Annotated in this window: 21 protein-coding genes; 14 read left to right on the top strand and 7 right to left on the bottom strand. The window is 67.5% G+C overall.

The window, feature by feature from the left end:
* Position 1: 1 nt before the first annotated feature.
* Together HR086_RS07985 and HR086_RS07990 are read right to left on the bottom strand one after the other, a co-directional pair.
* Positions 2-1609 carry a DUF1552 domain-containing protein gene (locus tag HR086_RS07985; RefSeq protein ID WP_174458693.1) on the bottom strand — a complete coding sequence of 536 codons (1608 nt, stop codon included), beginning with the start codon at positions 1607-1609 and terminating at the stop codon, positions 2-4.
* Complete coding sequence (locus HR086_RS07990; protein WP_174465287.1) at positions 1606-3390, bottom strand: DUF1588 domain-containing protein; 1785 nt, start codon at positions 3388-3390, stop codon at positions 1606-1608. Before HR086_RS07990 ends, HR086_RS07985 begins: the two co-directional genes overlap by 4 nt.
* Before the next feature lie 77 nt (positions 3391-3467).
* Between HR086_RS07990 and HR086_RS07995 the strand changes: the two genes are divergently transcribed.
* The 5 genes from HR086_RS07995 (at position 3468) to HR086_RS08015 (ending at position 7130) form a co-directional block, all read left to right on the top strand.
* Positions 3468-4391, top strand: coding sequence for a hypothetical protein (locus HR086_RS07995; RefSeq protein ID WP_174458691.1), 924 nt, complete (start codon positions 3468-3470; stop codon positions 4389-4391).
* Positions 4392-4440: 49 nt separating this feature from the next.
* Positions 4441-5001 (top strand): RNA polymerase sigma factor, encoded by a 561-nt coding sequence (locus tag HR086_RS08000; protein WP_174458690.1) that lies wholly within the window; start codon positions 4441-4443, stop codon positions 4999-5001.
* Positions 5002-5050: 49 nt separating this feature from the next.
* On the top strand, positions 5051-6022 hold the full coding sequence (locus HR086_RS08005) for a FecR domain-containing protein (protein WP_254625459.1): 972 nt from the start codon (positions 5051-5053) through the stop codon (positions 6020-6022).
* Positions 6019-6570 (top strand): hypothetical protein, encoded by a 552-nt coding sequence (locus tag HR086_RS08010; RefSeq protein WP_174458689.1) that lies wholly within the window; start codon positions 6019-6021, stop codon positions 6568-6570. Before HR086_RS08005 ends, HR086_RS08010 begins: the two co-directional genes overlap by 4 nt.
* A 113-nt stretch (positions 6571-6683) precedes the next feature.
* The gene (locus tag HR086_RS08015; protein ID WP_174464076.1) at positions 6684-7130 is read left to right on the top strand and encodes a hypothetical protein; all 447 of its coding nucleotides are present in this window, start codon (positions 6684-6686) and stop codon (positions 7128-7130) included.
* A 66-nt stretch (positions 7131-7196) separates the two neighbouring features.
* Here HR086_RS08015 and HR086_RS08020 read toward each other — a convergent pair whose 3' ends face one another.
* Together HR086_RS08020 and HR086_RS08025 are read right to left on the bottom strand one after the other, a co-directional pair.
* Positions 7197-8645, bottom strand: coding sequence for an FAD-binding protein (locus tag HR086_RS08020; protein ID WP_174458688.1), 1449 nt, complete (start codon positions 8643-8645; stop codon positions 7197-7199).
* 173 nt (positions 8646-8818) lie between these two features.
* Complete coding sequence (locus HR086_RS08025) at positions 8819-9835, bottom strand: AraC family transcriptional regulator (protein WP_174459430.1); 1017 nt, start codon at positions 9833-9835, stop codon at positions 8819-8821.
* Between the two features lie 132 nt (positions 9836-9967).
* Between HR086_RS08025 and HR086_RS08030 the strand changes: the two genes are divergently transcribed.
* The 4 genes from HR086_RS08030 to HR086_RS49720 all read left to right on the top strand — a co-directional run bounded on the left by HR086_RS08030 (position 9968) and on the right by HR086_RS49720 (position 12109).
* Complete coding sequence (locus HR086_RS08030; RefSeq protein ID WP_174465288.1) at positions 9968-10849, top strand: alpha/beta fold hydrolase; 882 nt, start codon at positions 9968-9970, stop codon at positions 10847-10849.
* A 56-nt stretch (positions 10850-10905) separates the two neighbouring features.
* Positions 10906-11187 (top strand): hypothetical protein, encoded by a 282-nt coding sequence (locus HR086_RS08035; protein WP_174465289.1) that lies wholly within the window; start codon positions 10906-10908, stop codon positions 11185-11187.
* A gap of 392 nt (positions 11188-11579) precedes the next feature.
* Positions 11580-11945, top strand: coding sequence for a histidine kinase dimerization/phospho-acceptor domain-containing protein (locus HR086_RS48380; RefSeq protein WP_373564273.1), 366 nt, complete (start codon positions 11580-11582; stop codon positions 11943-11945).
* Entirely contained in the window at positions 11942-12109 is a 168-nt protein-coding gene (locus tag HR086_RS49720) for an ATP-binding protein (protein ID WP_373564275.1), read from the top strand. The genes HR086_RS48380 and HR086_RS49720 overlap by 4 nt, the downstream gene beginning before the upstream one ends.
* A 55-nt stretch (positions 12110-12164) precedes the next feature.
* Here HR086_RS49720 and HR086_RS49540 read toward each other — a convergent pair whose 3' ends face one another.
* From HR086_RS49540 to HR086_RS08055, 3 genes are all read right to left on the bottom strand, one after another.
* Positions 12165-13406 carry a prenyltransferase/squalene oxidase repeat-containing protein gene (locus HR086_RS49540; RefSeq protein WP_174465291.1) on the bottom strand — a complete coding sequence of 414 codons (1242 nt, stop codon included), beginning with the start codon at positions 13404-13406 and terminating at the stop codon, positions 12165-12167.
* A gap of 425 nt (positions 13407-13831) precedes the next feature.
* Positions 13832-14701: a hypothetical protein gene (locus HR086_RS08050; RefSeq protein ID WP_174465292.1), complete on the bottom strand. Its 870-nt coding sequence runs from the start codon at positions 14699-14701 to the stop codon at positions 13832-13834.
* A gap of 198 nt (positions 14702-14899) precedes the next feature.
* Positions 14900-15808: a LysR family transcriptional regulator gene (locus tag HR086_RS08055; RefSeq protein WP_174465293.1), complete on the bottom strand. Its 909-nt coding sequence runs from the start codon at positions 15806-15808 to the stop codon at positions 14900-14902.
* 139 nt (positions 15809-15947) lie between these two features.
* Between HR086_RS08055 and HR086_RS08060 the strand changes: the two genes are divergently transcribed.
* The 5 genes from HR086_RS08060 (at position 15948) to HR086_RS08080 (ending at position 22593) form a co-directional block, all read left to right on the top strand.
* The gene (locus HR086_RS08060) at positions 15948-16472 is read left to right on the top strand and encodes a hypothetical protein (RefSeq protein ID WP_174459427.1); all 525 of its coding nucleotides are present in this window, start codon (positions 15948-15950) and stop codon (positions 16470-16472) included.
* Positions 16473-16604: 132 nt separating this feature from the next.
* Positions 16605-17231: a hypothetical protein gene (locus HR086_RS08065; RefSeq protein ID WP_254626240.1), complete on the top strand. Its 627-nt coding sequence runs from the start codon at positions 16605-16607 to the stop codon at positions 17229-17231.
* A gap of 183 nt (positions 17232-17414) precedes the next feature.
* Positions 17415-19409, top strand: coding sequence for an Ig-like domain-containing protein (locus HR086_RS08070; RefSeq protein ID WP_373564274.1), 1995 nt, complete (start codon positions 17415-17417; stop codon positions 19407-19409).
* Between the two features lie 398 nt (positions 19410-19807).
* Complete coding sequence (locus HR086_RS08075) at positions 19808-21589, top strand: hypothetical protein (protein WP_174465295.1); 1782 nt, start codon at positions 19808-19810, stop codon at positions 21587-21589.
* A 155-nt stretch (positions 21590-21744) separates the two neighbouring features.
* On the top strand, positions 21745-22593 hold the full coding sequence (locus tag HR086_RS08080) for a hypothetical protein (RefSeq protein ID WP_174465296.1): 849 nt from the start codon (positions 21745-21747) through the stop codon (positions 22591-22593).
* The last annotated feature ends 857 nt before the right edge of the window (positions 22594-23450 follow it).

A 23450-nucleotide genomic window follows, 5' to 3' on the forward strand; every position in this document is an offset into this window, starting at 1 on the left:
GTCAGGGCGAGAGGAACGGCAGCAGCTCTCCTGCCTTCTGCCACATCACCGCTGGATAGGCCTGTGCCGAGCTGAAGCCCTTGTTCGTGAAGAGGTACTCGTAGGTGGACTGGTACGACGCCTTCCAGCCGTAGCCGGAGTGGTCGGTTTCGTTCCACTCCGCCTGCGGGATGCCCATTGCCTGGAGCGCCGTGCCGAGCCACTGGTTGTAGAGGAGGCCCGACCACAGGAAGCTGCCCTCGCTGCCCGTGCTCGAGTCGCCGCTCACCTTGCGAGTGATGTTCCGGTAGTCGCAGTAGTTGCCCGTCTTGAGGGCGCCCCCCGCGCTCCCGGCCGTCACCACAGGGACGGAGAAGGAGAAATGGGGCGTGTTGCCGTTCTCCTGCCCCCACGCGAGCAGCGAATCATCCAGCAGGGTTCCGCCCGCGCCGTTCGAGAACCGCTCGAAGCGAGAGACGAGGTCGAGGAACACTTGCGAGAAGAAGACCTGGTTGAACTGGACCACCAGGTCCTGGTTCGCCCCGGGCACGGTCGAGGGATGAACGACGTTGTTGTGCCAGTCCTCGCCTTGGGGCGCGCGAGGGGTGAAGGTCAGGTTCTGGTTGTGCTCGTCGATGCTGATGGTGGCGACGCGACAGACGCCGCAGTTCATCGCCACGGCGAGCACTTCGTTGATGAGCCGGAAGTACTCGACGTTCTTCGCCGGGTCTCCCGCGAAGGAGCTGGAGTTTCGCAGCGACAGGTTGTCGGTGGTGGGACGGGCCGGCACCTGGCAGCCGGTGCCGGTGGTCTCCAGCCGGCGCTGCAGCTCCGCGACCGCGTCGATGTGCTGGTCCAGTCGCCCCCTGTCCTCGGCCGAGAGCCGACCGTTGCCGTTGCGCAGCCGCCGGTAGCTTTCGAGGACCTTGTCCACCACGGGAGTCCGGGCGGTGCCGGGACTGCTGCTACCGGCCAGCAAGGTGTCGAAGAGGGCGAGCGAGCTCTCGGTGCCGCCGATGGAGCTGGAGGCGACTCCGGAGGAGCGAACCCCGGGGGTGTTGTATCCCCAACTGCCGGTCGAGGTGCTTGCGCCGGCGATGGCGACGCTTCGCTTCCGGACGGAGGCGACGCTCGGGTAGAAGGCCGGTGAGTAGGCCATCACCTGGTCGATGGTCGCTCGAGGTGAGCCGGGCCTCTGCTTGTCGAAGTCGTAGTAGCCCAGCGGGGCGCCGAAGTTGTGACCCATGTACAGGGGGAAATCGAGTCCCCGCAGGATGTTCATCTTCGAGATGAGCGTGGGCGTGAGCACGGACGACTTCGCGGTCAGCACCCGGCTGATGACCGCATCTCCGTTCGCCTGGGCCGTCGCGGCCAGGTCTCCCCGCCGGACGTCGTGGTCCGCGTAGAACAGGGACTGCGTCAGCGCCGGGTCCCCCGGCCACATGCTCGCGCCAAAGATGGCGCCGTGGGGGGTGCGGAAATGCACGAAGGACTTCGGGCGCCCGGCGGCCTGGGCCTTCGCTTCGCGCGGGCTCAAGAGCGATGGGAGCAGCGGCAACGCCAGCACGGCTCCGCCCGCGCCGCGCAGGAACATGCGGCGGTCCCATCGGAAGACAGGTGTGTTGCTCATTGGAAGCTCCTCTGCTTGAACGTGGGATGCTGGACGACGGTCTTCAGCAGGTCGGCCATCGGTGCGCCGCTGCGCGCGACCGTCTCCATCTCTGAAAGAAGGCACCCATCGCGGGAAGTGGACTCCACGCGAGCGTGCGCGAAGCGGAAGTAGTGTTGCGCGACGCAGGACTCGAAGAGCTGGCTGTCGTCAATCATCCGCGACAGCTCCGAGGCGCTGGAGATGACGCGTTGCTCGGAGTCGTAGAGCAACACGTCCGCCGAGGTGTCCACGGAGGGTGTTGCCGTCTCGTGGCCCTGAGGGTTGAACAGCCGCTCCACGTCGCGCTCCCGTCCGAGCGCGTCGAACCCTTCCAGCACGAAGCCCGGTGGATTGATGGTGTTGTTATGACATCCCCCACAACTGCCTCCGGAGGTGAGCTGGCTCACCACCTGTCGCGTCGTCATGCGCTCCGTCGGCGCGGGCGGCCTGGTGCTGGCATTGGGCGGAGGGGCCCCGACTTGCTGGCAGAGCAGGGCGTTTCGCACCAGGTAGCCCCTGTGGATGGGCCGCGTCGACGGGGTCCCCGTGGCCAGCAACGCCGCGCGGGTCAGCAGTCCGCCGCGGTTCTGGGACGGCATGACCGGCGCCGGACCGGAGCCACTCCAGACGGGGACACCGTAGATGCCGGCCAGGAAGGGGTCCGCCGTGTAGGACCTCTTGTCATGAAGGAAGTCGCTCACCGTGCCACCGGACACGACGGTGTTCCAGGCGGAGAGTTGGACGTCCTCGAACATCGCGGTGCGCGTGGCGTCCAAGGGCATCTGCGCTCCGACGAAGGACCGGTAGACCGGGTCGTTGCGGAGCGCCTCCAGCGATGGCAGCTCCTCGAGCCGCAGCCACTCGCTGACGAACTCATCCAGGGAGCCTCGCAGTTGGGGGCTCTTCATCATCCGGTCGAGCTGGGCGCTGAAGCCGCTCTCGGTCAGGAGCGAGCCATCGGTCGCCGCGGCCCAGAGCGCGTCGTCCGGAGGCGCCTGCCAGAGCTGGTAGGACAGCTTCGCGGCCAGCTCGAACGCGGAGAGGGGGATCACCGGCTGGCCGGCGGCGGTGCCGTGCTCGACGCGGTAGAGAAACCAGGGCGAGTTCAGGACGGTGGTGATGACGTCCGCCACCGCCGCCCTGTTCACCGGCGTGGCCCCGGCGATGTCCGCGAAGGCGGTGACCTCCGCCGTCGGCAGCGGGTAGCGCAGGACGCGGGAGCCCCATCCCCGGATGAAGGTCTCCAGGCAGGCCCGGTCGTTGGCGGTCTGGCTGTCGCTCGCGCAGCTTCCCAGGAGCGCGTTGCGGCGCGCGTCGGTGCTGGTGAGTTCCTGGGCCACGGCGTTGCCCAGGTCATACATGACGTCAATCTGGGTCTGCTGGATGGACTGGTCCAGCCGGCTGAAGCCACCCTTCAAGTCACCAGGCGCGGGAGTGCGCTGGTCCGTGGGGTAGCGGGCAAGGAGGGGCGTGAGGTTCTCCCAGACAGCGTCGGCCTCGTTCGGCAGCGCACGGGCAATAGAGAAGCGAAGCGAGTTCATCACCTGCGTCCGGGACAGCCGTGGAAACGGAAGGTCCGAGGGGACGGCGCTCGCGTCACAGGAGAACTTCGCTGGCGCCGGACGGACGGAATCGGACGTGGCCGGCGGAGGCGGATCCGGTTCGTTTCCGCCGGGGTGATGGGTGTGCTGGGCGGAGCCCTCACAGGCGACCACGCCAGCGCAAAGAAGCAGGATGCCCACGGAGCGAGGAAGCGTCATGTCCCTGGCTACGCGTGGAGCCGAAAATACTTTCCTGCCCGGTGGGCCACGGGCGACGGTACTCTCGCCATCACCGCATGCTTGCTCTGCTCTGCGCGTTCTCCCTCGTCGCCCTGACCCAGTCCCCGGTGGTGTCGGTGTCGTTCGACCTGCGCGCGCTTCCCGAGCAGGACTATCGGCGGTGGGACGCGGTGGAGTTGGAGCGCAAGGTGGCCCTGCGGCTGATTCAGGAGGGCTTCGCGGTCGTCTCCCCACAGAGTCCGGCCCAGCTTCGACTGCGTGCGAGCCGCACTCCCGAAGGGCTGTTGCTCGAGGCCGTCGGGCCGCGGCAACGAGTGGAACAGGGCGTTCGAGTGGGCCGGGGGTCCATCGCGGAGCTTCATCTGGAAGTCGCACAGAAGCTCTCCGAGATGACGCGGGCGGTGCAGCCCGAGCCGGAGCCGCCTCTGCCCGATCCGGAGCCGCCTGTGCCCGAGTTCGTGCTCCAGCCTCCCGTGGAGGTGGCTGCCGCCCCAGAGCGCCCCGAGCTGGACCTGGGCCTGGGGCTGGGGACGCTCTGGCACGGAGCTGGAGTCGATCCACACCTCCTGCTCTCCGTCAGGCGGAGCCTGGGGGCCTTCGGCCTGGAGGCGGAGGCGGGGCTCGGGGTGTCCCGCGATGCGGCGCTGACCGTGTTCGAGGCGCAAGGTGGCGCCTTCTTCAGTTATCGGCTCCCCGTGGCGGAGCGCCTGCAGCTCGAACCGGGTGTGGGCGCGGGCCTCGTCCTCCACACCTTCCGACTCGAGGACGCCTGGGCGTCGGGCCGGACCGGTACCCAGGTGTCTCCCGCGGGGTGGGCCCGGATGAAGCTTCGGTGGCGGTTCACCGAGCGTCTCGCGGCGGAGTTGCGCGTGGCGCTGGGGGTGCTGCGGCCCGTGACGCATGTGCGCGAGGGCGAGACACTGTGGTCTCGGGGAGGGGTGAGGCTCGAAACCGGCGCCCAGCTTTCTTGGGGGCAGTAGCCTCCGAGGAAAGTTTCTCCCGCTTCAATCGTAGGTTCGCAGGTGATGGATGTCGCGTGCTCCGCACTCAAAGGCCCCGCTCGCCCTGCCTGCTCGGCCTGTGTCATTCGACACGCTCTACGAGGAGCACGCCGAGGCCGTCTACGTCTGGGCCATGCGGTATGCGGCGGGTCGGTCGGGCTGGGCTGAAGACGTCGCACATGACGTCTTCCTCAAGGCGTGGGAGCACCAGGCCTGGCTGCGCGAGGAGGATGTGAGGGGCTGGCTTTTTCGAGTCACGCAGAACGTGGCGTTCTCCTCCCTGCGGCGCGAGAAGACGTTCCGACAGCGCATCGCCGAGCTCTTGTTTCCTGTGCACCCCGCGGAGACGGAGTCCACGCCGGAGGCGGCCCTCGTGCGGCGCGAGGCGTTGCGCAGCGCCACGGCGACGTTGGACCGCTTGCCGGGGCAGGAGCGGGTGGTGATGACCTTGAAGCTTCTGGACGACCTGAGCCAGCGCGAGATTGCCCAGCTCCTCTCGTTGTCAGAGGGCTACGTGTCGAAGTTGATCAGCCGCGCCCAGGGCCGTCTGACGGCCTGGGGATGGAAGGTGGATGATGGCTCCCCGTGACTTCCGTGCAGAGCTCCGGCGTGAAGACCCGCTCCGCCGCGAGCAAGGGATGCCACCCGCCGTCCGGGCCCGACTGTGGTCGCGGCTGCGGGACTCACGCGCGCCGAAGTCCGCATGGCACAGGCGTCCCGTGTTCTGGGGACTCGCCGCGTCGGCGGTGGCGCTGGCCTTCGTGGTGTTCTTCATGCGGGCTCCCTCCACACGCTCTCTCGGGGGACTCGAGGTCGCGCGGGCCAGTGCGGACCTCGTGGCGCGGGAAGATGCCGCGGGTGTGGTGATTCAAGGAGGCGAGGCCGCCCTGATGGACGTGGCCCGAGGCATCACCCTCCGGAACCAGGGGCCGCTCGTCGTTCGCCGTGAACCCTCCGGCGTGCGACTGGTCCACGGTCGCGCGGAGTTCTCGGTGAATCACCGCCAGCCAGGCGCGCCTCCTGCCGTCGTGCTCGTGTCGGGCGGCGCCATCGAGGTGATGGGCACGCGCTTCACGGTGGAGGAGCGGGGAGGGGAAGGCACCGTTACCCTGCACGAAGGTGCCATTGCCTTTCGTGGGCTCAGTGGCGCGGTGGTTCCCGTGGGGGTGGGGCAGACGTTGGCGTGGCCGGTGGCCGTGCCCTCCGAGCCAGCCCTTCCGGAGCCTGCGCCTCCCGAGTCGGGAAGGCCCGCACCGCTGGCGGCGCCCAGCCCGAAGCTTGCTCCCACGCGCGTTCCCTCCACACCGGTTCGTACTCCGAGCGCGGAGGACGTCTTGCGAGAGCTGGAGGTCCTTCGCGGTCGGCGCGAGTTCGAGCAAGCGGCGAGGTACCTCGAGGAGGCGATGCGCAAGCAGCCGGTGGCGACGCGGGAGCGCCTGAGCTTCGAGCTGGGCTCGTTGCTGACGTACCAGCTCAAGGACGCGCGGCGTGCCTGCTCCCACTGGGCTCGGCACGAACAGCAGTTCCAGCGCGGGCACTACGCGGAGGCGGTCCAGCGTGCCCGTGGGACGCTGGCCTGCGAGGGCCGAGACCGCGAGAGCGCGCGATGAAACGGGGAGGCTGGAGCCTGCTGTGGCTGGCAGCGGCGCTGACCGCGTGCGAGCCCGCCATCATCGACCATTCGGCGACGTCCAATCTGCTCGATGCCGAGTCGGCTTCCCTGGAGACGGGGCCTGGCGCCTGGATTGCGTGGTACGGCGTCACCGCTTCGAGAGCGTCCACCGACGCGAGAGAAGGTGAAGCAGTCCTGCGCGTGGAGGTGACCGAGCCGTATGGCTGGGGCGTGCACCTCGACAACTGGCCCGGGTTCGCCGCATCCCCGGGGGCGCACCGCGCTTCGTTCTGGGTGCGCGGGACGTCGGAGCGCTCCCCGGTCGCCGAGATGCGGGTCAGCTGGCGGGATGCAAGCGGCCGGGAGCTGCAGTCGGACCTGCTCTCCAGCCCGGTGCTTTCCTCCAAGTGGGTCCGGACCGCGCGCGAGCTGACGGCTCCAGCGGGAACGGAACGGATGTCCGTGGCAGTGACTGGCGCCGAGGGCGTCCTTGGCGAGGTCATCGAGCTGGATGTGCTGGTCGTTCAGGCATTGAGCGCACCTTGAGCAGCTCCTGAGCCTCCACTCTTGGCTTGGGTGGTGTGTCAGTGAACACAAACTTGCCCCGCATGTTTAGCGTGGTATTCGTGTTTGTGGGTTCTTGAGAGGAGCGCGCCGCTATGATGCAGCGACGATGGGTGTCTTTTGGATTCATTGGGGCAATCTTGCTTCTTGCCGCGGCTCCAGCATATGCGGCGGGGTGGGTGGTCTGCGGCACGCTGAGTCAGTTCGAGACCGACAAATGCACGCTCCCGGGTTATCCGCCCGCTCAGTATGAGTACGCGATTGTTGATCTCACGGACGAGCCTATCCGGGTCATGTGCAGTTATTGGAACCATGGGGCGCGCGTCTACAATGTGTCGCCATTTTTCGTGAATGCCGATAACCCAACCGTCGACCAGTATTGGGGCGGGTTTGCCTATTATCGGGGGACCCAATCGCCCGGAGACAATTGCCCGGGCGGAGGGTGGGTTCATAAGTATTGGTTCTTTTATGACGGCGGCAAGATTGGCATGCCGGGTGGGCGCGGCTGCCTGAATCCTCAAGTCTGGTGCCGCGCGCGGTGATGCGGAGAGGGCCTCCTCGCCAATGGGGCGTGGCCCCGAGCACGAGGAGGCCCCTGAAGGCGTCGATTAGAAGATGCCCTGTCCCGGCGTGAGGATGCGGTCCGGGTCGTAGCGTCCCTTCGCGTGCTCGAACCGCTCCCAGGCGGGGTGGAAGTGGCGGCGCCAGTCGCCGGAACTCATGGGCACGGCATCCACGGGATAGATCTTCCCGCCGATGGCCGTGAGCCGGTCGAAGATGGCGCGGTTCTTCCGCACGAGGGAGGCGACGTTCTCCGGCGTCGGTGGAATGGCGGTGCGCAGCAGCGAGAAGAGGAAGACGTGTCTGTCGTTGGGCGTGCGCAGGAAGGGCGCGGTCAGCTCCGAGGCGCGGAAGGGGTAGAGCAGGATGGGCCCCTGTCCCATGTCGGCCTCGGTGGTCTGTGAGAGGACCTCCTGGACGAAGGACTCGGCGGCCCGGGCGGGGACGAACATGTCCAGCCACGGATGGGGGAAACCCCAGACGCCGAGTTGCTTGAGCAGCTCGACGAGCGGCGCGAGCCGGTTGGCGAAGTCGAAGTAGCTGCCATCGCTCACCTGGAGCGTTCCCGGCTGGAAGCCCAGGCCCGCGAGCAGTCTCGCATCGTGCGGCTCCGAGCCCGGGGTGAAGTACTTCACCACCTCGAGCTGATACGCCCGGCCCCCGTTGGAGCCGACGGCGGAGCCCTCGACGTAGTCGAAGCGACCGTCCTCGATGAGCCGCCGCTGGTCCTCCATGAAGCGGTGGAGGTCGCTGTACAGCGCGGTGTACGTCCGGGCGCGGGGCGGCACTTCGACGAGCCGCACCCTTGCTCGCACGATGATGCCGAACTGGCCCAGGCCCGAGCGCACGGCGTCGAACAGGGGCCGCTCACGCCAGCGCGAGCACCGCACGAGCTCACCCCGCCCCGTGACGACGTCCATTTCCAGGACGTTGTCCACCTGGAGGCCCCAGCGAAACGCCTGCCCGCCGATGCCCCCCGCCGACAGCGTCCCACCGATGCTCAGCTCAATGTAGTCGGTCAGCACCGGCGGACTCTTGCCGCACGGAAGCGAGGCCTGGAGCAGTTCGTGCCACCGGACGCCCGCATCCACCCAGGCGCTGTCCTCGTCAATCTCGTGGATGGTCGACAGCGTGGACATGTCGATGACGATGCCCGCCGCCACCTGGGATTGGCCGAAGGTGCTGTGACTCTCACCGAGGCCCCGAGCGGCGGCTATTTTCAGGCCCTGGCGCCGCGCGAAGCGGACCATGGCCACGATGTCCTTCACCGAGCCCGGAACGAGCACCGCCCACGGCGTGCGGTGGAGGATGTGGCCGAAGTCCTCCGAGGCCGCGGTCCGCGACGCCGTGTCCATCAGCAACTCGCCATCGAGTGGCGGCAGCGGGGCCGAGCCCGCCTCCAGCGTGGAGGCCCAGCTTCGGCTCAGGGGATTGAATGCCACGGCCACCAACGCACCTTGGAGCAACGTCCTCCGGGAGACGGTTCGACTCGACATTCACTCCTCCTTCTTCGTCGGAGACTTCTAGCCCGAGGCTGCTTCCCCCAACAATTGCCCTCTCCTCGGGCGCGAACGCATGGTGTGCAACGCACCCGTTCCGAGCATGGAACGAACGGGAACCGCTCCGCGCCACTGCACGCCCGAAATCGCGAGCCCGGAGCGCCCATGGCTCACGCGGCGGACGTACTCCGGCGGTAGCGTCCCGGGCTCATCCCCGTCCAGCGCTGGAAGGCGCGTCGCAGGGCTCGTGCATCTGAATAGCCCACGCGCTCCGCGATACCCGCGACGTTGAGCGAGTCGTCGGCAAGCAGCCGGCGGACCTTCTCCAGGCGGACGCCCTCGGTCACTTCGCGGAATGTCCGCCCCTCGGCCTTGAGTCGGCGCTGGAGGCCGCGCGGGCTCATCCCCAGGCGCGCGCAGACACTGGCGAGCGACGGTTCTCCTCGCTCCACCTCCTCTTCCACCTGGGCCTGGAGCCGCTCACGCCAGCCCACGGGGGGCGTCGCCTCGCGTGCCAGCAGGTCCACGTGGCGAAGGAGCAGGGCGTGCAATCCGCCATCCGCCTGGCGCAGGGGAAGGGAGAGCATGTCCCGGGGCAGCGTGAGCGTGCAGGACTCCTGACGGAAGGCCAGTCGCGTCGTACCGAAGGCCTCGGCGAGGACGTTCCGCCCGCGCGGGGCCGCCTGGGTGAAGCCCACCTGGAAGGGAATCAACGGCTGGCCAGTGGCCTCGCGCGCGAAGGTCAGGAGCCGCGCGAGCGTGAACTCAGCCTCCTGCCGTCCAGGCCCGGCGGGGCGGTTCGGGCAGCGGTAGCGCAGCGTCGCGCGGCTCTCCGACAACGTGAGATTGAGTTCGGCGCCATCATGCAGCAACCGCAAGTGACGGCTCGCGAGGTGGAGCCCCGCCCCCAGGGTCGCGGCGGTCCGGCACAGATAGTCGAAGAGGTCGAACTGGCCGGGCTCGAAGGTCGTGGCCAGATGGAGCCCGAAGTGCGGGTCGCCGACAGCCGCGGCGGCATTCTCCCAGAGCAGGTCGCCACGGTGCAGGGCGATTCGCGTGTGCGCGTCCGTCAACCGTGTCCGGTCCACTCCGGCACGGCGAGCCACGGCGTCGGCGTTCGCGCCCTTCGCCGCGACCGTGTCCAGGATGAGCCGGGGCAATCTCGTGGAGACACTGGGGGTGGCCATGGCGATGCCCTCGTCTTCCGGACGCTACGCACAACACGGAGCAGGCTCAAGCGAGCGAGGTGGCGCAAGAGGTCCCCTCTTCGTCGCCAGCGGTCCCTTCCGAGCCACGGGGCCCGGCGCTACTCACTGGCCATGCGAACCCCTCCGTCAGTTCCCCTCGACGCGCGGCTCCGGGCGGAGGCCCCGGGCCGATTCATCGCCCTGAGCGATGGGCAAACACACTACCTGCTGGACGGCCCCGAAGGCGGCTCCACCGTCGTGTTGATTCCCGGTGCCACACTGCCGCTGTTCATCTGGGAGCCCCTTGTCGAGCCGCTCGTGCGCGCTGGGCACCGGGTGCTGCGCTACGACTTGTTCGGCCGAGGGTATTCGGACCGGCCGAAGGTGAGGTACGGCCCGGAGCTGTATGAACGGCAGCTCACGGAGTTGCTGGCCGCGCTGGGGCTCGACGCGCCGGTGCATCTGGTGGGACTCGCTTTCGGCGGGCTGCTGGCGGTGCAGTACGTGGACCGGAATCCCGAGCGCGTCCGGAGCCTGTGCCTCATCGAACCGGATGGCTTCGGAACGAAGCTGTCGCTTGGGGTCCGGCTCATGCACGTGCCCGTGTTGGGAGAGGCCCTCTTCGCGGTGATGGGCGAGCGGCAGCTGCGAGCACGGCTGCCGGGCTATTCACGCCGCCCCGAGCTGATTCCGGAGCTGGAGGCTCGCTTCCTGCCCTCCACGCGCATCGCGGGATTTGGCCACGCGCTGCTCTCGACCCTGCGACACATGGCCATCCACACCGCGGCGCCTGTCTTCCACCGTGTGGCCAGGCGCCACATACCCACGCTGCTGCTGTGGGGCCGCGACGACCGAATCACGCCCCTCCACATCGCCGAAGAGGTCCACGCGGCCCTGCCTTACGCGGAGTTCCACATCATCGACGACGCCGGGCACCTGCCCCACTATGAACGTCCCGCCGCCGTGGCCCCATTGCTCACGGAGTTCCTCGCGAAGCCCCACCCCGCGGCTTGAGGCCGCACGGTCGAGCTGCTCGGCCAGGATGAACCGCCACGTGACTGTGTGCGGCCATGGCACCGCTGGCGCACGTTGGCCGAGCCCTACCGCCTCGCGAGCCGTGCTTCGATGCCCGGCTGAGACCCTATGCGACACCGGCACAGGACGGCGCGAAGCGCGTGGGCGGTTTCTTCGCCCCCCGCACGCGGCCCGGGCTGTTCCTGCGCAACCAGTTCTACCGGATGCTCACCTCGAAGCCGCTCGAGCGCGTGTTCGAAAAGCTCGTCACCCACGCGGCCAATGCGTTCGAACTCCCCGAGTATGGTGGTGCTTTCGCCACCCCCCAGGGCCAATGAACGGGGCGGTTGTGGGGCCTGGCGCCATTCCGACCTGGAGAGTTCAATCCTCCCAGTGCACATTCCCCCCGCGGTTCGTTGGGTGAAGGATGCGATTGGCTGTGCACTGCTCGCCACATTCGGCCCATCCCCTGGCACGAAGAAGTCATCGCTGTCACTGGCGTCCTACGTTCCTCGCCACCGACTGGACGTGAGGAAGGTGCGACGCAGGTCCGGAGGATGGGGTGGGGGATGACACAGGGCAAGATGGCCGCGCAAGTCACGCAGGGAGAGTCCGCAGGAGATTGTCGGCCAGCCCTTCAGCATCCTCTTCAAGCCCGAGGACATCCAGAGCGGGCCACCCGCGCGCGAGATGCGCGTGGCGCTCGAGCGAGGCGTCTACATGGGCGAGGGTGAAGGAACTCATTGGCATCGTGAGCCACGACCTGCGCAATCCCCTCAACGCGAGCCTGCTCTCCTCCACCCAACTCCTGCGTCGTCAATGGATGGACGCCCTCCAGGCACGGTGCCTCGTCAGAGTCGTCTCCTCGGCGGAGCGAGCGGCGCGGTTGATTCACGACCTGCTCGACTTCACCCAGGTGCGCCTCGGCGATGGCCTGGCCATCCATCGAAGGCCCACCGACCTCCAGGGGCGCGCCCTGCAGGTGGTGGAAGAGGTTCGCCTGGGCAATCCCGGAAGAGAAGTGCAGATGGAGCACCGCGGTACTGGGGCGAGCCGATTCCTCCGGGTGAGCTCCCGTACCTGTTCGAACGGCTGACGCGAGGGCCCAGCGTGACGGGCAAGCCCCAGGGAGGCATTGGGCTGGGCCTTTTCATCGCCAAGCAGGTCGTGCGTGCTCACGAAGGCACCATCCAGGTGCGTTCAAGCAGGGAGAATGGCACGACGTTCACCGTCCGACTGCCTCGCCGAGCTTCGTCGTGAGCGCGAGCGGGCTGCCGGAGGGGCTGTGAGCTTCACCTGCTTCTGTCGGGCAAGCTCAGATTTCAGTGAGTGGCGGCGGCGGGGTCCGGGAGGCCCGCGCCACAGCGGCCAGTCCATGCACGGCGAGGGCGTGGATCTGCATGGGGTAATCAATGGCGAAGGGCCTGGGAGCGTACATCCACAGCGGCCCAGGCCAGGAGCCCCCCGGCTCTTGGAGGTCCGCCAGATAGTCGATGGCGCGAGTCACGCACAGGTGCTCACTGGGCAGGTAGAAGGTCAGCAACGCTAGCGCCATACCCGTGGAGGCCGCCGAGCTCGCCGCCCCTTGCGTGGGGGACCAACCCCCATCCGGGTTCTGCCGCTCAACGAACTCCCGTGCGAGCCGCCGTGCCGAGTCATGGGACGGTCCAAGCGCCAGCCCCACCTCGTGAGCGGCATAGGAGTCGATGTTGTACCAGTGCGCACGACAGCCGCCTTCCTGCCGCGCGCGCAGTGCGAGCCACTCCCCCGCGGGGGCCCAGAACGCAGGAAGCGTGCCCCATTTGCGCAACGCCATGATGGCATGTGCGACCACGTCCTCGGCGGGCGGGTCGTCCCGGGACTGCCACGTCAGCCACAACCCCGCTGGGGTCCGCATCCGCTCCAGGTACGCTCGCCCCAGGCCCGACGCGGACGTACCGGCGTCCGTGCGAGGCAGGGCAAGCATCACCATCGCGGTGGTGTCGGTATCCGATTCGACCCCTTCCCGGTAGGGCCAGCCTCCGTCCTCATTCTGAGAGCGCAGGAGGAAGGCCCAGGCACGCTCGAACATCGCGGGGTCCAGGTCTTCACAACCCTCCAGTGCTCGGCAGAGCAGCGCCGTGTCCCATACCTCCGCGGGGCTGAAGCACCACACCCCCGCTGTCGTGCGCTCGCTCAGAAGGAAGTCGAACGCGCGGGCGAAGGACTCCGAGGTGGGGTCCCACCGCCGCAGTGCCGCGAGCGCCACGAGGGTCGCCCCCATCTGCCCACCGAAGGAGCCCGAAGCCGATTGGGCCTCACGCAGCGCCTTCAGCGCCTCCACGGTGTCCGCTGACGGCGCTTCATCGGCCAGCAAGAGGAACAGCGCGGCCAGCTCCGCTCCCGACCAACGCTTGAGCCGCACGGTCTGACGGGCGAGGATCCGCTCCAGCAGCTGGGCCTGGAGTTCCTCGCGAGACGGCCCTCCGTGCACGGGTGCGCCCACCGCGAGCGCGAGCGCGAGGAAGAAGTTCCGGCGGTCGCGGAAGACCGGCTCGGAGAAGAGGGGATGGGACACGTCAAGGCTGGCGGTGGGGGCCGCGCCGCCCACCGATGCTTGGAGCCAGCTCTCTATCCGACGAGGCACTTCGTGATGGTTCTGGACCGGTGCGGCCTGGACCCAGCGCCGCGTCGCGCTCAGGTGGGGTCGCAATTCGGGTACGAAGACATCCGCGACCAGACACGCCAGGGCATTCTCAAGGAACCTTGGCGCGGGATGGACCCGCCACGCACCATCGGCTGACTGGGCTTGGGCCAGATGTGCACAGGCGCCGCGCAGCACACGCCGTGCTGGGTTGTCCTTTCTCCGTGGGTTCCACAGGTGGAGGGCGGCGGGTCCCCCTTCACCAATCCGCTCAATGTGAGACAGGTCCGCCATGGACGTTTCCTCCTCGAAGTGAACATCGCGTTCATCTGATGAAGCGGGCGCGGTCCAGGAGCAGGTCACCTCAATGTGTCCTCCAAGAGAGGAGCCATGGTGGGGGCGGGGTACCAGAATGGGCCCAGGCGGATACCCAGCCCCACCATGGGTCCTTCCTCCCACGCGCAGCGGTGGCTGATGGCTTCTTCCGCCCGCCCCGTCTTGTCGGCGCGCCAGGTGCGCCGCAGGTAGGCATGGTCGTAGAGCACGGTTCGCAGTTCCCGCTCGGTGAGCCGGTAGCCGGGCCGCTGGGTGAAGTAACAGTCCATGGGGCCTTGCAGCAGGGGAGGAACCTGCTCCGGGGACACCATGGGCTTGCCAAAAGCAATCATCAACCGGGCGAGAGGGATGTCCTCGCCGTAGAGCGCGCGGATGGCATCCTCGCGGGTGCGGGCTCCGGTGCGAACGACGGCCTGGAGCAACTCGTTCCAGGGGGCCCCCGACTGCGCCACCACCGAACACCAAAGCGTGTGCTCGCCCCGAGGGGTGGCCGCGGCGACCTTTTCGGAAAGAGGCCGTAGCTCATCCGGCAGACTCTCCGCGCCCAGCAACCGCAGGCGCCAGCCCTGGTGCTGGGCGGTGCTGAGCCGCGAGAACTCCTTCACGAGCAGGGCCACCCAGTCGAACAGGCGCTCGCGATAGCGGGGGGTGACCTCGGCGAACTGACTCGGTGTGAGCAAGGGGGTGATGACGTGGCGCACACCGTGGTGGAAGAACAGCTCCACGCAGGCGTTCATCTGGGAGATGGTCCAGTGGGCGTAGTCCTCGGAACTCACGTCGATGCCGGCCAGGGCGGCACTGCGGCGAGTGCCTTCCACCACCCAGATGAGCGTGGCGGGCGCTATCCGCCGCACCTGCTCGATGGGCGCCGCAAGAAACTGGTCCAAGGACATGGCTTCTGCTGCTGAGATCTCGGGTGTCTTGTCAGGCATCGGGACTCACTCAATCGAGCGCACCGGACCTCTTGAGGTCGGCACCGTCGAACGCGCGTCGGTTCCCGGAGGCTGCGCACGGGTGCGCGGAACGGACATCGCCCTGTGGGACGAGGGGGGCTGTGTGACGGTCCCTGAGTCCGTCGCCGGATGCAGTACCTACTGCTGCTCCGCCCGGGAGTGGGTGAAGAGCGTCTTCACGAAGTCGAGGAACACCCGTACCCGGGAGGGCAAATGCCGGCCGGGCGGGTGCAGCAGGTAGATGGGGCGCTCCTCGCGGGCGTAGGTGTCGAGCACCGTGACGAGCGCGCCCGTGGCCAGCTCTGGCGTCACCATGAAGTCCATCATCCACGCGATGCCGAGCCCCGTCGCCGCGGCATCGCGCAGCGTGGCTCCCTGGCTGACATGGAATGCACCGCGCGGCGCGACGCGTGTGATGCCCTCTGGGCCCTTGAAGCGCCACTCACCAACGATGCCCTGGCGCAGGAAGCCCAGGCACTGGTGATGCGACAGGTCCGAGGGCATGGCAGGTGTCCCGTGCTGCTTCAGGTAGTCAGGCGCTGCCACGGCCACCATCCGGGTCATCGCCAGGCTGCGCGCCACCAACCGCGAATCTGTCAGCGGTCCCATTCGGATGAGCACGTCGGCGCCCTCGGTGATGGGGTCCACCACCTCGTCCCGCATCGTCAGATGAATCTCGACGCCTGGGTAGGCCTGGAGAAAGCGAGGCAGGGCCGGGGTGAGCACGAGCTGCCCGATGACCTGCGGCACCTCCACGCGCAAGCGCCCCGTGGGGCGGTTGCGGGAGCGGGCGAGCGACTCCTTGGCTTCACCCAACTCCGCCAGGATGTGCTGGCAGCGCGCGTAGAAGTCACACCCGTCATCCGTGAGCCTGAGCGCTCGCGTCGTCCGCTGGAAGAGGCGCACTCCCAGCTCTTCCTCCAAGCGGGCGATGCGGCGGCTGACGGCGGAGGCGGTGATGTGCAGCCTGCGCGCCGCTTGCGTGAAGTTTCCGTCCTCCACGGCACGGACGAAGGCGTCGATGTTGGAGAGCGAGGGCAGTGACATACGGGTACGGATTGATGCGTGGGCCGCATGGATGATGTGTTCGAGGCTCACTCGCACTCTACCAGCGCACACGGCACATCTCTCCGCGTGGTTCATGTGGGCCCACGGAAGCGGGCTCGAGTCGCGAGAGGAGTGCGTCATGACGGGGTCGCAGTCGATGTTCCAGGGGTGCATGGGCCGCTCGGTGAAGGCCTCGCTCGCGGTGTTGCTGCTGACGAGCGCTCACCACGTCTACGGTGGCCTCCTCTACGGAACGCCATGGCGACTGCACATGGTGGGGGTCGCCGCCGTCACCACCGGAATCCTCCTCGCCTCGCTGAGGGTGCTGCGCCCGAGTCGAGGGGGATTGCGCGGGGAGCTGGCCTTCGCCGTGCTCACGCTGACGACGCTCGCGGTGCCGGTCGGGATGATTGGTGCGTTCGAGGGGCTCTACAACCACGTCCTGAAGGATGTCCTCTACTTCGGTGGTGCGCCCACGGACCTGCTGTCTCAGCTCTTCCCACCGCCCACCTACGAGCTGCCGAACGACGTTCTCTTCGAGCTGACCGGTGTGCTCCAGCCGGTCCCAGCGGGGCTCGCGCTCCTGGCGCTCGTTCGCGCTTTCCGTGAGCGATGGGCGAGCGCCCCCGGGCGGGCGAACCGCGATGTGGCGGAGGTGCCGTGACATGGCCGCGCACAAGGGCTCCATCGTCATCGTGGGGGGCTACGGACAGGTCGGGCAGGCCGTGGCTCGCGTGTTGGCTCCGACCTTCCCGGGACGGGTGCGAATCGCGGGACGCACCCACGTGGTGGTGATGTGGACGCCAATGGTGTGCGGCTGGCGGAGTTCCACAATGCCGCCGGTCAGCCCCTGCGCCTCTTGCGCCCGCCCCCACGCGGCCCCGTCTTCCTGAGGCGCGTGGAGGACGAAGCCGAGTACCTGCTGCCCACCACCCAGGACGTCGTCCACCTGGAGTCCCTGTCCGCCGAGGCGCCCCGCGTGGCCTCGCGCGGCGCGGCGCACGCGGCCTTCCAGCACATCTTCACCCTGCCATTCGGACGCGACTTCGTGGCGGGCTTCGAGCCACGGCCGCCCCCACTCACGCTGGTGGAGTCGGACGGGGGTGGCCCATGGAGCTGGAGGAAGCCGCTGGGGTGGGTTGCGCTCACACTCGGGACACTCTCCCTGGGTGCTGGCGCATGGGCCACGCTGGAGGCGAAGAGCCAGCGCGACGGCATCACCTCGGACCTGCCGCAGCAGGAGGTCGCCCGGCGCAACGGCCGCATCCACGACCTCAACACCACCAGCGGCCTGCTCTATGGCGCGGGAGGACTCGCGGTGCTGAGCGGCGCGTTGCTGCTCCTGTGGCCCGACACGCAGTCCCTGCCCGTGGCCGCGCTGGGCCCGGACGGTGCCGCGTTGGGGCTCGCGGGCGTGTTCTGATGCGTCCCGCGCGCACGGTCCGACGTTCCCTCCCTCCGGGACCTGGTGACTCCTCGGATGAGGCCATCCCGTTGAATTGAGCGTCTGGCTCTGCGACCTGCGTCTCCAGGCCCCGTTATGGGGGGGCAGCATCCCGTTGGGGGTCTTCGCGAGGGGTGGTGCGTCTTTCCATGAGGGGAACTGGTGAAACATCAGCTTGGTCGTCTGTCTCTGAGTCGTTCTTCCGCGCGGTGGCTGTTGCGGTTCGCCTGCCCCCCGGGATTCTTCCCTGACATCCGGTGCGCCATCCTTCTTGGCTCCTGGGTCCTCGCCGCGTGTGGAGGAGGAGGAGGGGAGAAGCCACCGCCGACTCCTCCGGCAAACAAGGCCCCGGTCGCGGTGGCGGACAGGGTGAGGACCGACGAGGACACCGCCGTGGTCATCCCGGCGACCACGCTCGTCGCCAACGACACCGACGCGGACGGCGACTCACTCGCTGTCACCGCCGTTGGCAATGCGACCCAGGGCACCGTGACGCTGGCGGGCGGCAATGTCGCCTTCACCCCGGAGTCGAACTTCTTCGGGATGGCGACGTTCAATTACACGGTCAGCGATGGGACGAACACCAGCACTTCGACGGTGACTGTCACCGTCCAATCCGTGAATGACGCTCCCGTTGCCAGCGCCGATTCGGCCGTCACCCGAATGAATGGCGGGCTGACCCTCCCGGTGGCGAAGCTCCTCGCCAATGACAGCGATGTGGAGGGTGATGGGCTGACGGTGAGCCAGGTCGCGAACGCGCACCACGGCACGGTTGAGCTCCTCGGCGACGAGGTGAAGTTCACACCGACGCCCGGGTTCGCGGGCGCAGCCAGCTTCGAGTACCAGGTGTCCGACATTCACGGCACGACCGCGACCGGCTCGGTCGCCGTGCGCGTCCGTGACGATGTTCCGAACTCGGTGGTCGCCGGGCCGCTGCACACCTGCGCGGTCTTCCAGGACGGACGCGTCAAGTGCTGGGGCTTCAACGAATATGGTCAGCTCGGGCTCGAGGATGAGGCCAGCCGTGGGGACGCCCCAGGTGAGATGGGCGGCTTGCTCCCGTTCGTGCGCCTTGGCGCGGGTCAGAAGGCGACGTCGCTCCACCTCGGTGCCTACTACACCTGTGCGCTCCTCGAGCGTGGCGCGGTCAAGTGCTGGGGGTGGAACGTCGCTGGCATGCTCGGGCTCGGGGATACGGAGCGCCGAGGAGATGCTCCCGGAGAGATGGATGATGCGCTGCCGCCGGTGGACCTCGGCACCGGGCGGACCGCGAAGGCGCTCGCCGCCAACGGCAGTGATTACACGTGTGCCATCCTCGACGATGACACGGTCAAGTGCTGGGGTGACAATCAATACGGCAAGCTCGGGCTCGGCGATATGAGGAACCGCGGAGATGGCCCGGGGGAGATGGGCGATGCGTTGCCGACGGTGGACTTCGGCGCGGGGCGGACCGCGAAGGCGCTCGCAGCGGGTTCTGGTCACACCTGCGCGCTCCTCGATGACGGCTCCGTCAAGTGCTGGGGTTACAACGCGTTTGGCCAGCTCGGGCTCGGCGATAAGGAAGATCGTGGAGATGGCCCGGATGAGATGGGCGACGCGCTGCCCCCGGTGGATCTCGGCGCGGGGCGGACCGCGCGGGCCATCGCCGCCGGTGGGTATTCCACGTGTGCGCTTCTCGATGACGGCTCCGTCAAGTGCTGGGGTTACAACGAATATGGCCAGCTCGGGCTCGGCGATGCGGAACCTCGCGGTGACGGTCCCGGGGAGATGGCCGCCGCGCTGCCCCCGGTGAACCTCGGCACGGGGCGGACCGCGAAGGCGCTCTCCTTGGGTGCATTCTACACGTGTGCGCTCCTCGATGACGGCTCCGTCAAGTGCTGGGGTTCCAACGAGAGTGGCCGGCTCGGGCTCGGCGATTCGAAGAACCGCGGTCAGGTCCCTGCTCAAATGGGCGACGCGCTGCCTCCGGTCAACCTCGGTACGGGCCGTACCGCGACGTCACTCACGACGGGCTCCCACACCTGTGCCACCCTCGACGATGGCGACGTCACATGCTGGGGTGACAACGACTACGGTCAGCTCGGGCTCGGCGATACGAGGTCACGCGGAGAGAACCCAGGTGAGATGGGAGCCGCCCTCCTGGCCGTCGATTTCTAGCGCCTGGTTCGATAGGGAAGACGTCGGCCCGCCTGCTGCGTTCTGACAGCAGGAGGGCCGGCGCATGGGGGTGGGTGAAGAAGGACGATGAGCAGCGCATGTCCTTGGCAATCGGCTACGCTGCACCGGCCGGGTTCGAAAGAGCAGCGGCGTCGTCAACCTGTCCATCGAACCGGATCACGCCCACTTCCCCAGGACAATCGAAAGGTGCGGCGATGCAACCGAACCAATCCAGAGCATGCCTTTCCGGCTCGCGCGCTATCGCGACCACGCTCGCATTCATATGCGCCGCCTGTTCGAGCGAACCGCAGGAGCGCCCTCCAGCCCGCGCTCCGAGTTCCACGGCAAGCCAACCGCGCGCCGCGCAAGTGCCTCCCTCGCCAGCGCCCGTCGCGCAAGTGCCTCCTTCGCCCGCGCCCGCCGCGCGAGTGCCTCCTTCGCCCGCTCGCGAACCCTCGCTGCTGCTCGCTGACCCCGCGGAGCTGATACTCCTGGAGCGGCAGGGGCTGGCCTTCGGTCAGCAGCTGGGCGCTCCGGCCGAGGACGCGCAGAGCCTCCTCACTTCGCCACGGTATGCATCCTTCGTCGCGGTCATCGAGCGCGACCTTGCCGAGCTTTCCAGTCGGGACGGCGTCGCCTTCAGCCAGTTTCCGCTCGACACCCAGCGCCTGAACTACGTCTTCGATCCGAAGTGGCTGCGCTCGCCCCACGCGCGCTTCCAGCTGGTGGGCGTGGTCAACCGGCTCGACATGCGCTTTTCGACGCCCAAGGAGTGTGGCCAGCTCCGGCTGATCTATCGCCTCTCACTCCAGCCGAAAGGCCGGCCCGTCGTCCGCCTGCCAATGACCGTCAACGTCATCCGGCCGTTGCCCATGGGACCGGGCGCGAGCTGCGGGGCGATCGCCAGACAGTGGCGCGAGCTGCCGGTGAGCGCCTCCGAGCGAACCGTCGCGGTGGGGCGGATGGTGACCCAACTGCCGCCCATGAGCCGCCTCGAGACGAACTTCCAGAATCTGCACGGGCCGGGAACCCCCGAGGCGGACGACCACGCGGAGTACGTCCTCAGGGCCTTCGACGTGAGGGCGAATCGCCTCATCCCACGGCCGCTCCTCAACACGCCTCGGGCGGACCTCAATCCGGCGGAGCGCAAGGCGCTGACGGACTGGATGGTGAAGAGCTTCATGGACATCGACGCCGGGCGCTCCGTCATTCCGGACCGCTTCCTGGCCACGCGGGCCATCTCGGTGAGCCCCCGAGGGCTCTCCAGGCCCTCCAATCGCGTCTTCAGCTCCCTCTTCAAGGCAGAGATCGACTCGCGTGTGTTCGCCGAGCTCCCCTATGCCAAGGCGAAGCTGGTTCGCTCCCCGAGGGGCCTGCTGCGACGGCTCGATGGCTTCACGTGTACAGGCTGCCATCAAAGCCGGTCCGTGGCGGGCTTCCACCTCCCCGGCGAGGAGCGAGACCCGAACCAGACGTTCAACGCCCTCGCGGTCGGCGTCTCGCCGCACCTGCATGAGGAGCTCGGCTGGCGGGCACGGATGCTCGCGAGCGTGGCGGATGGGACGACCTTCGCTGAGCCACGACCGTTTCCCGAACACCCCACCTCCGCCGGCTTCTACGGCTCACATTGTGGGCTCGGAGATCCAACCTTCGCGGACTGGACGTGCCAGACCGGGCTCAAGTGCCGCGACAGTCATCACGACGAAGTCGGGTACTGCGCGCCCGCGATTCCGACCTCCGGCGACGCGTGTGAGAATGCCCGAGTGGTCGCCCGCCCGGGCGCGAGCGGCGACCAGATCGTCGCCGATCCACCTGAGGTGTGTCAGGGGCAGTCCCAGGACGCCATTCCGTGCATCGCCAATCGCTACGGGTTCCCGCTCGGGTTTTGCACCGTGCCGTGCGCCCAGCCCGGTGCGCGCTCGGGCTCCTCGGTGTGCGCGCCGATGCTCGTCTCCGGCTATGAACAGGTCTGTTTTCCGCAGGAGGACCCGATTGAAGACTGCGTCCAGAAACAAGGGCTCGTGGCGGTCATGACCACGCGCACCTGTTCTGTCGACGAACCCTGCCGCGACGACTACGGCTGCAGCCGCTACCCAGGCAGCGCCCCTGGAACAGGCGCGTGCGTGCCTCCATACTTCTTGTTCGACTTCCGGGTCGACGGGCCCAGGCTCGACCGCTGAATGGCTGTCGGCCTCGTTTGGGCCAGGCACCGTGGTAGAAGGTCTCAGACTTGGCTCCAGGCCGGTTGTGTCGGTTCCTTCGACGCAATCGCTGGAGTGAGCCCTGGAGGTTGTTCGTGCGTACGGGTCAGTGGTTGGTAGGGAATGCGAGCCGCATGCTTCTGATGTTTTGTCTCGCTTTCGTGGAAGCGGCGCATGCGCAGGTCCAGGTGAGGCTCAAGTCGGAGCCCGCGGGCACGATTCCCGACCAGTTCGTCGTGGAGTTCACCTACAAGCCGCAAGCGCGGCCCAGGTTGTTCGTGAACGACGTCCTCGTCTACCGGCATTCCGTGAGCAGCCCCGAAGAGGACATGGAGCCCGAGCTCCGGCGGGGCTTTCCCATCCAGCACTTCGTGGTGCCGGGGAAGAACACCCTCCGGGTGGAAGTCGACGGCCATGCGGAGACGGTCCAAGGCAAACTGCAAAAGCTCACGGTGAAGGTGGGCAAGGACCGAGCGCTGGCCGAGACCTACTCCGACGTGGGGAACATCCAGGTGAAGGTCCCGCTCACGTTCAAGGCACCCACGAAGCTGAAGCCCCCTCTCTGGCGGACAGGCCAGAAGATTGTCTGGAGCGACGCGGAGAAGAATCAGGTCCACGCAAAGATCGTCGAGTTGCAGCAGTTGCTCCAGGCGAAGAAGTTCGAGGATTTCACAGCCCTCCTGGCGGGCCCCATCCAGGAAACCGTCCGTCTGACGGGAATCGCCAATGCGAAGAAGCTGACCCAGAGGGAGATGATGGAGTGGGAAGAGCTATCGCAAGCCAGTGACTGGGCGGTCCGCAGCCCCTCTCTTGAGGCGCTGGACTGCACGCTCTACGGGGGCGGTTGGCTGGTCGAATGCCTGGAGAAGGGGACGGACCACACGCTCCAGTTCACCGCGAACGAGGTCAGGGAAGGCCGCCGGTTCATGTGGATGAAACGAGACGCTGGCTACAGCCTGTATACGAAAGTCAGCCTCTTCTGAGCCCTTCGAGGTGCTGCGGTCTCCTGGTGGGTGCCGGTCACGTCCCGAATCTTGTGTAATTCGTCGAGAGGGGCGGGGAGGCGCGTCTCTCTACGTGTGTAGAGGGCGAACCGGGACGAGAGGGAATCAGCGGCTCGAACAGGCTCTACCGTTCATCCGTCAGGTCCACTGGCCAGCTTCGGGCATGACCATCCCTTTGGTCGATCAGCGGCCCGCCCTCCGCCCCCGGGCTTGCTCGCTCAATTTCGAGGCCAGCTCTAGTTCAGGCAGTTGGACTTACTGCGACCCCGGTGCGTGTGTTGCGGCTGTCTTGCCGACGCACTTTTTGTTGATGCAGGCGCCGACGCACTGTTTCGGGCAGTAGTAGTCTGCTACGCCGTTGCATTGGATGTATGCTGCATTGAGCAGGGCACGACTTTCTGGGCTTTGCTGCCATGTTCGAGATACTGAAAGGCAGCATCCGTCATCGATTAGTCGCACATCTTCCGCATGGCAGTCGTCGTCTTCTGTGCAATCCGTGTGGCTTCTGGCCTCCAGCTCAAGGGTTGCACGTGCTCTGCTGCATTCGTTGCTGTCCGCCCTGTCTGAGGCACGATTGTCAGATGCGGCCCTGGTTGTCTGGGCTGTGCAGCCGGATATGAAGATTGCGGCAATTATGGGCCAGATGTGGTGGGTGTTCGTCATGATTTTCGACCAAGCTGGCAATGTAATCGGAAAGTGGGCGCTTCCGAAGGCCGTGGGTTGAAGTTGCCCCGGTTCCGCGCTTTCGTCATCAAGCGGCAGCGCGGTGCTTCTTCTCGTAACCAGTGGGTGACTCGCAGTCGAGCGCGGAGCGCCCGGGCGACGGCATGGGAGGA

Source organism: Myxococcus sp. CA039A (assembly GCF_013336645.1).
GTDB lineage: Bacteria > Myxococcota > Myxococcia > Myxococcales > Myxococcaceae > Myxococcus > Myxococcus llanfairpwllgwyngyllgogerychwyrndrobwllllantysiliogogogochensis.

Bases quoted from the DNA above. Each gene is read 5' to 3' on its own strand.
- HR086_RS08020 (WP_174458688.1), bottom strand. From the start codon at position 8,645: ATGTCGAGTCGAACCGTCTCCCGGAGGACGTTGCTCCAAGGTGCGTTG.
- HR086_RS08055 (WP_174465293.1), bottom strand. From the start codon at position 15,808: ATGTCACTGCCCTCGCTCTCCAACATCGACGCCTTCGTCCGTGCCGTG.
- HR086_RS08010 (WP_174458689.1), top strand. From the start codon at position 6,019: ATGAAACGGGGAGGCTGGAGCCTGCTGTGGCTGGCAGCGGCGCTGACC.
- HR086_RS08030 (WP_174465288.1), top strand. From the start codon at position 9,968: ATGCGAACCCCTCCGTCAGTTCCCCTCGACGCGCGGCTCCGGGCGGAG.
- HR086_RS08025 (WP_174459430.1), bottom strand. From the start codon at position 9,835: ATGGCCACCCCCAGTGTCTCCACGAGATTGCCCCGGCTCATCCTGGAC.
- HR086_RS07985 (WP_174458693.1), bottom strand. From the start codon at position 1,609: ATGAGCAACACACCTGTCTTCCGATGGGACCGCCGCATGTTCCTGCGC.
- HR086_RS08005 (WP_254625459.1), top strand. From the start codon at position 5,051: ATGCCACCCGCCGTCCGGGCCCGACTGTGGTCGCGGCTGCGGGACTCA.
- HR086_RS08000 (WP_174458690.1), top strand. From the start codon at position 4,441: ATGTCGCGTGCTCCGCACTCAAAGGCCCCGCTCGCCCTGCCTGCTCGG.
- HR086_RS08015 (WP_174464076.1), top strand. From the start codon at position 6,684: ATGATGCAGCGACGATGGGTGTCTTTTGGATTCATTGGGGCAATCTTG.
- HR086_RS08080 (WP_174465296.1), top strand. From the start codon at position 21,745: ATGCTTCTGATGTTTTGTCTCGCTTTCGTGGAAGCGGCGCATGCGCAG.
- HR086_RS07990 (WP_174465287.1), bottom strand. From the start codon at position 3,390: ATGACGCTTCCTCGCTCCGTGGGCATCCTGCTTCTTTGCGCTGGCGTG.
- HR086_RS08035 (WP_174465289.1), top strand. From the start codon at position 10,906: ATGGCACCGCTGGCGCACGTTGGCCGAGCCCTACCGCCTCGCGAGCCG.
- HR086_RS08050 (WP_174465292.1), bottom strand. From the start codon at position 14,701: ATGTCCTTGGACCAGTTTCTTGCGGCGCCCATCGAGCAGGTGCGGCGG.
- HR086_RS07995 (WP_174458691.1), top strand. From the start codon at position 3,468: ATGCTTGCTCTGCTCTGCGCGTTCTCCCTCGTCGCCCTGACCCAGTCC.
- HR086_RS08060 (WP_174459427.1), top strand. From the start codon at position 15,948: ATGACGGGGTCGCAGTCGATGTTCCAGGGGTGCATGGGCCGCTCGGTG.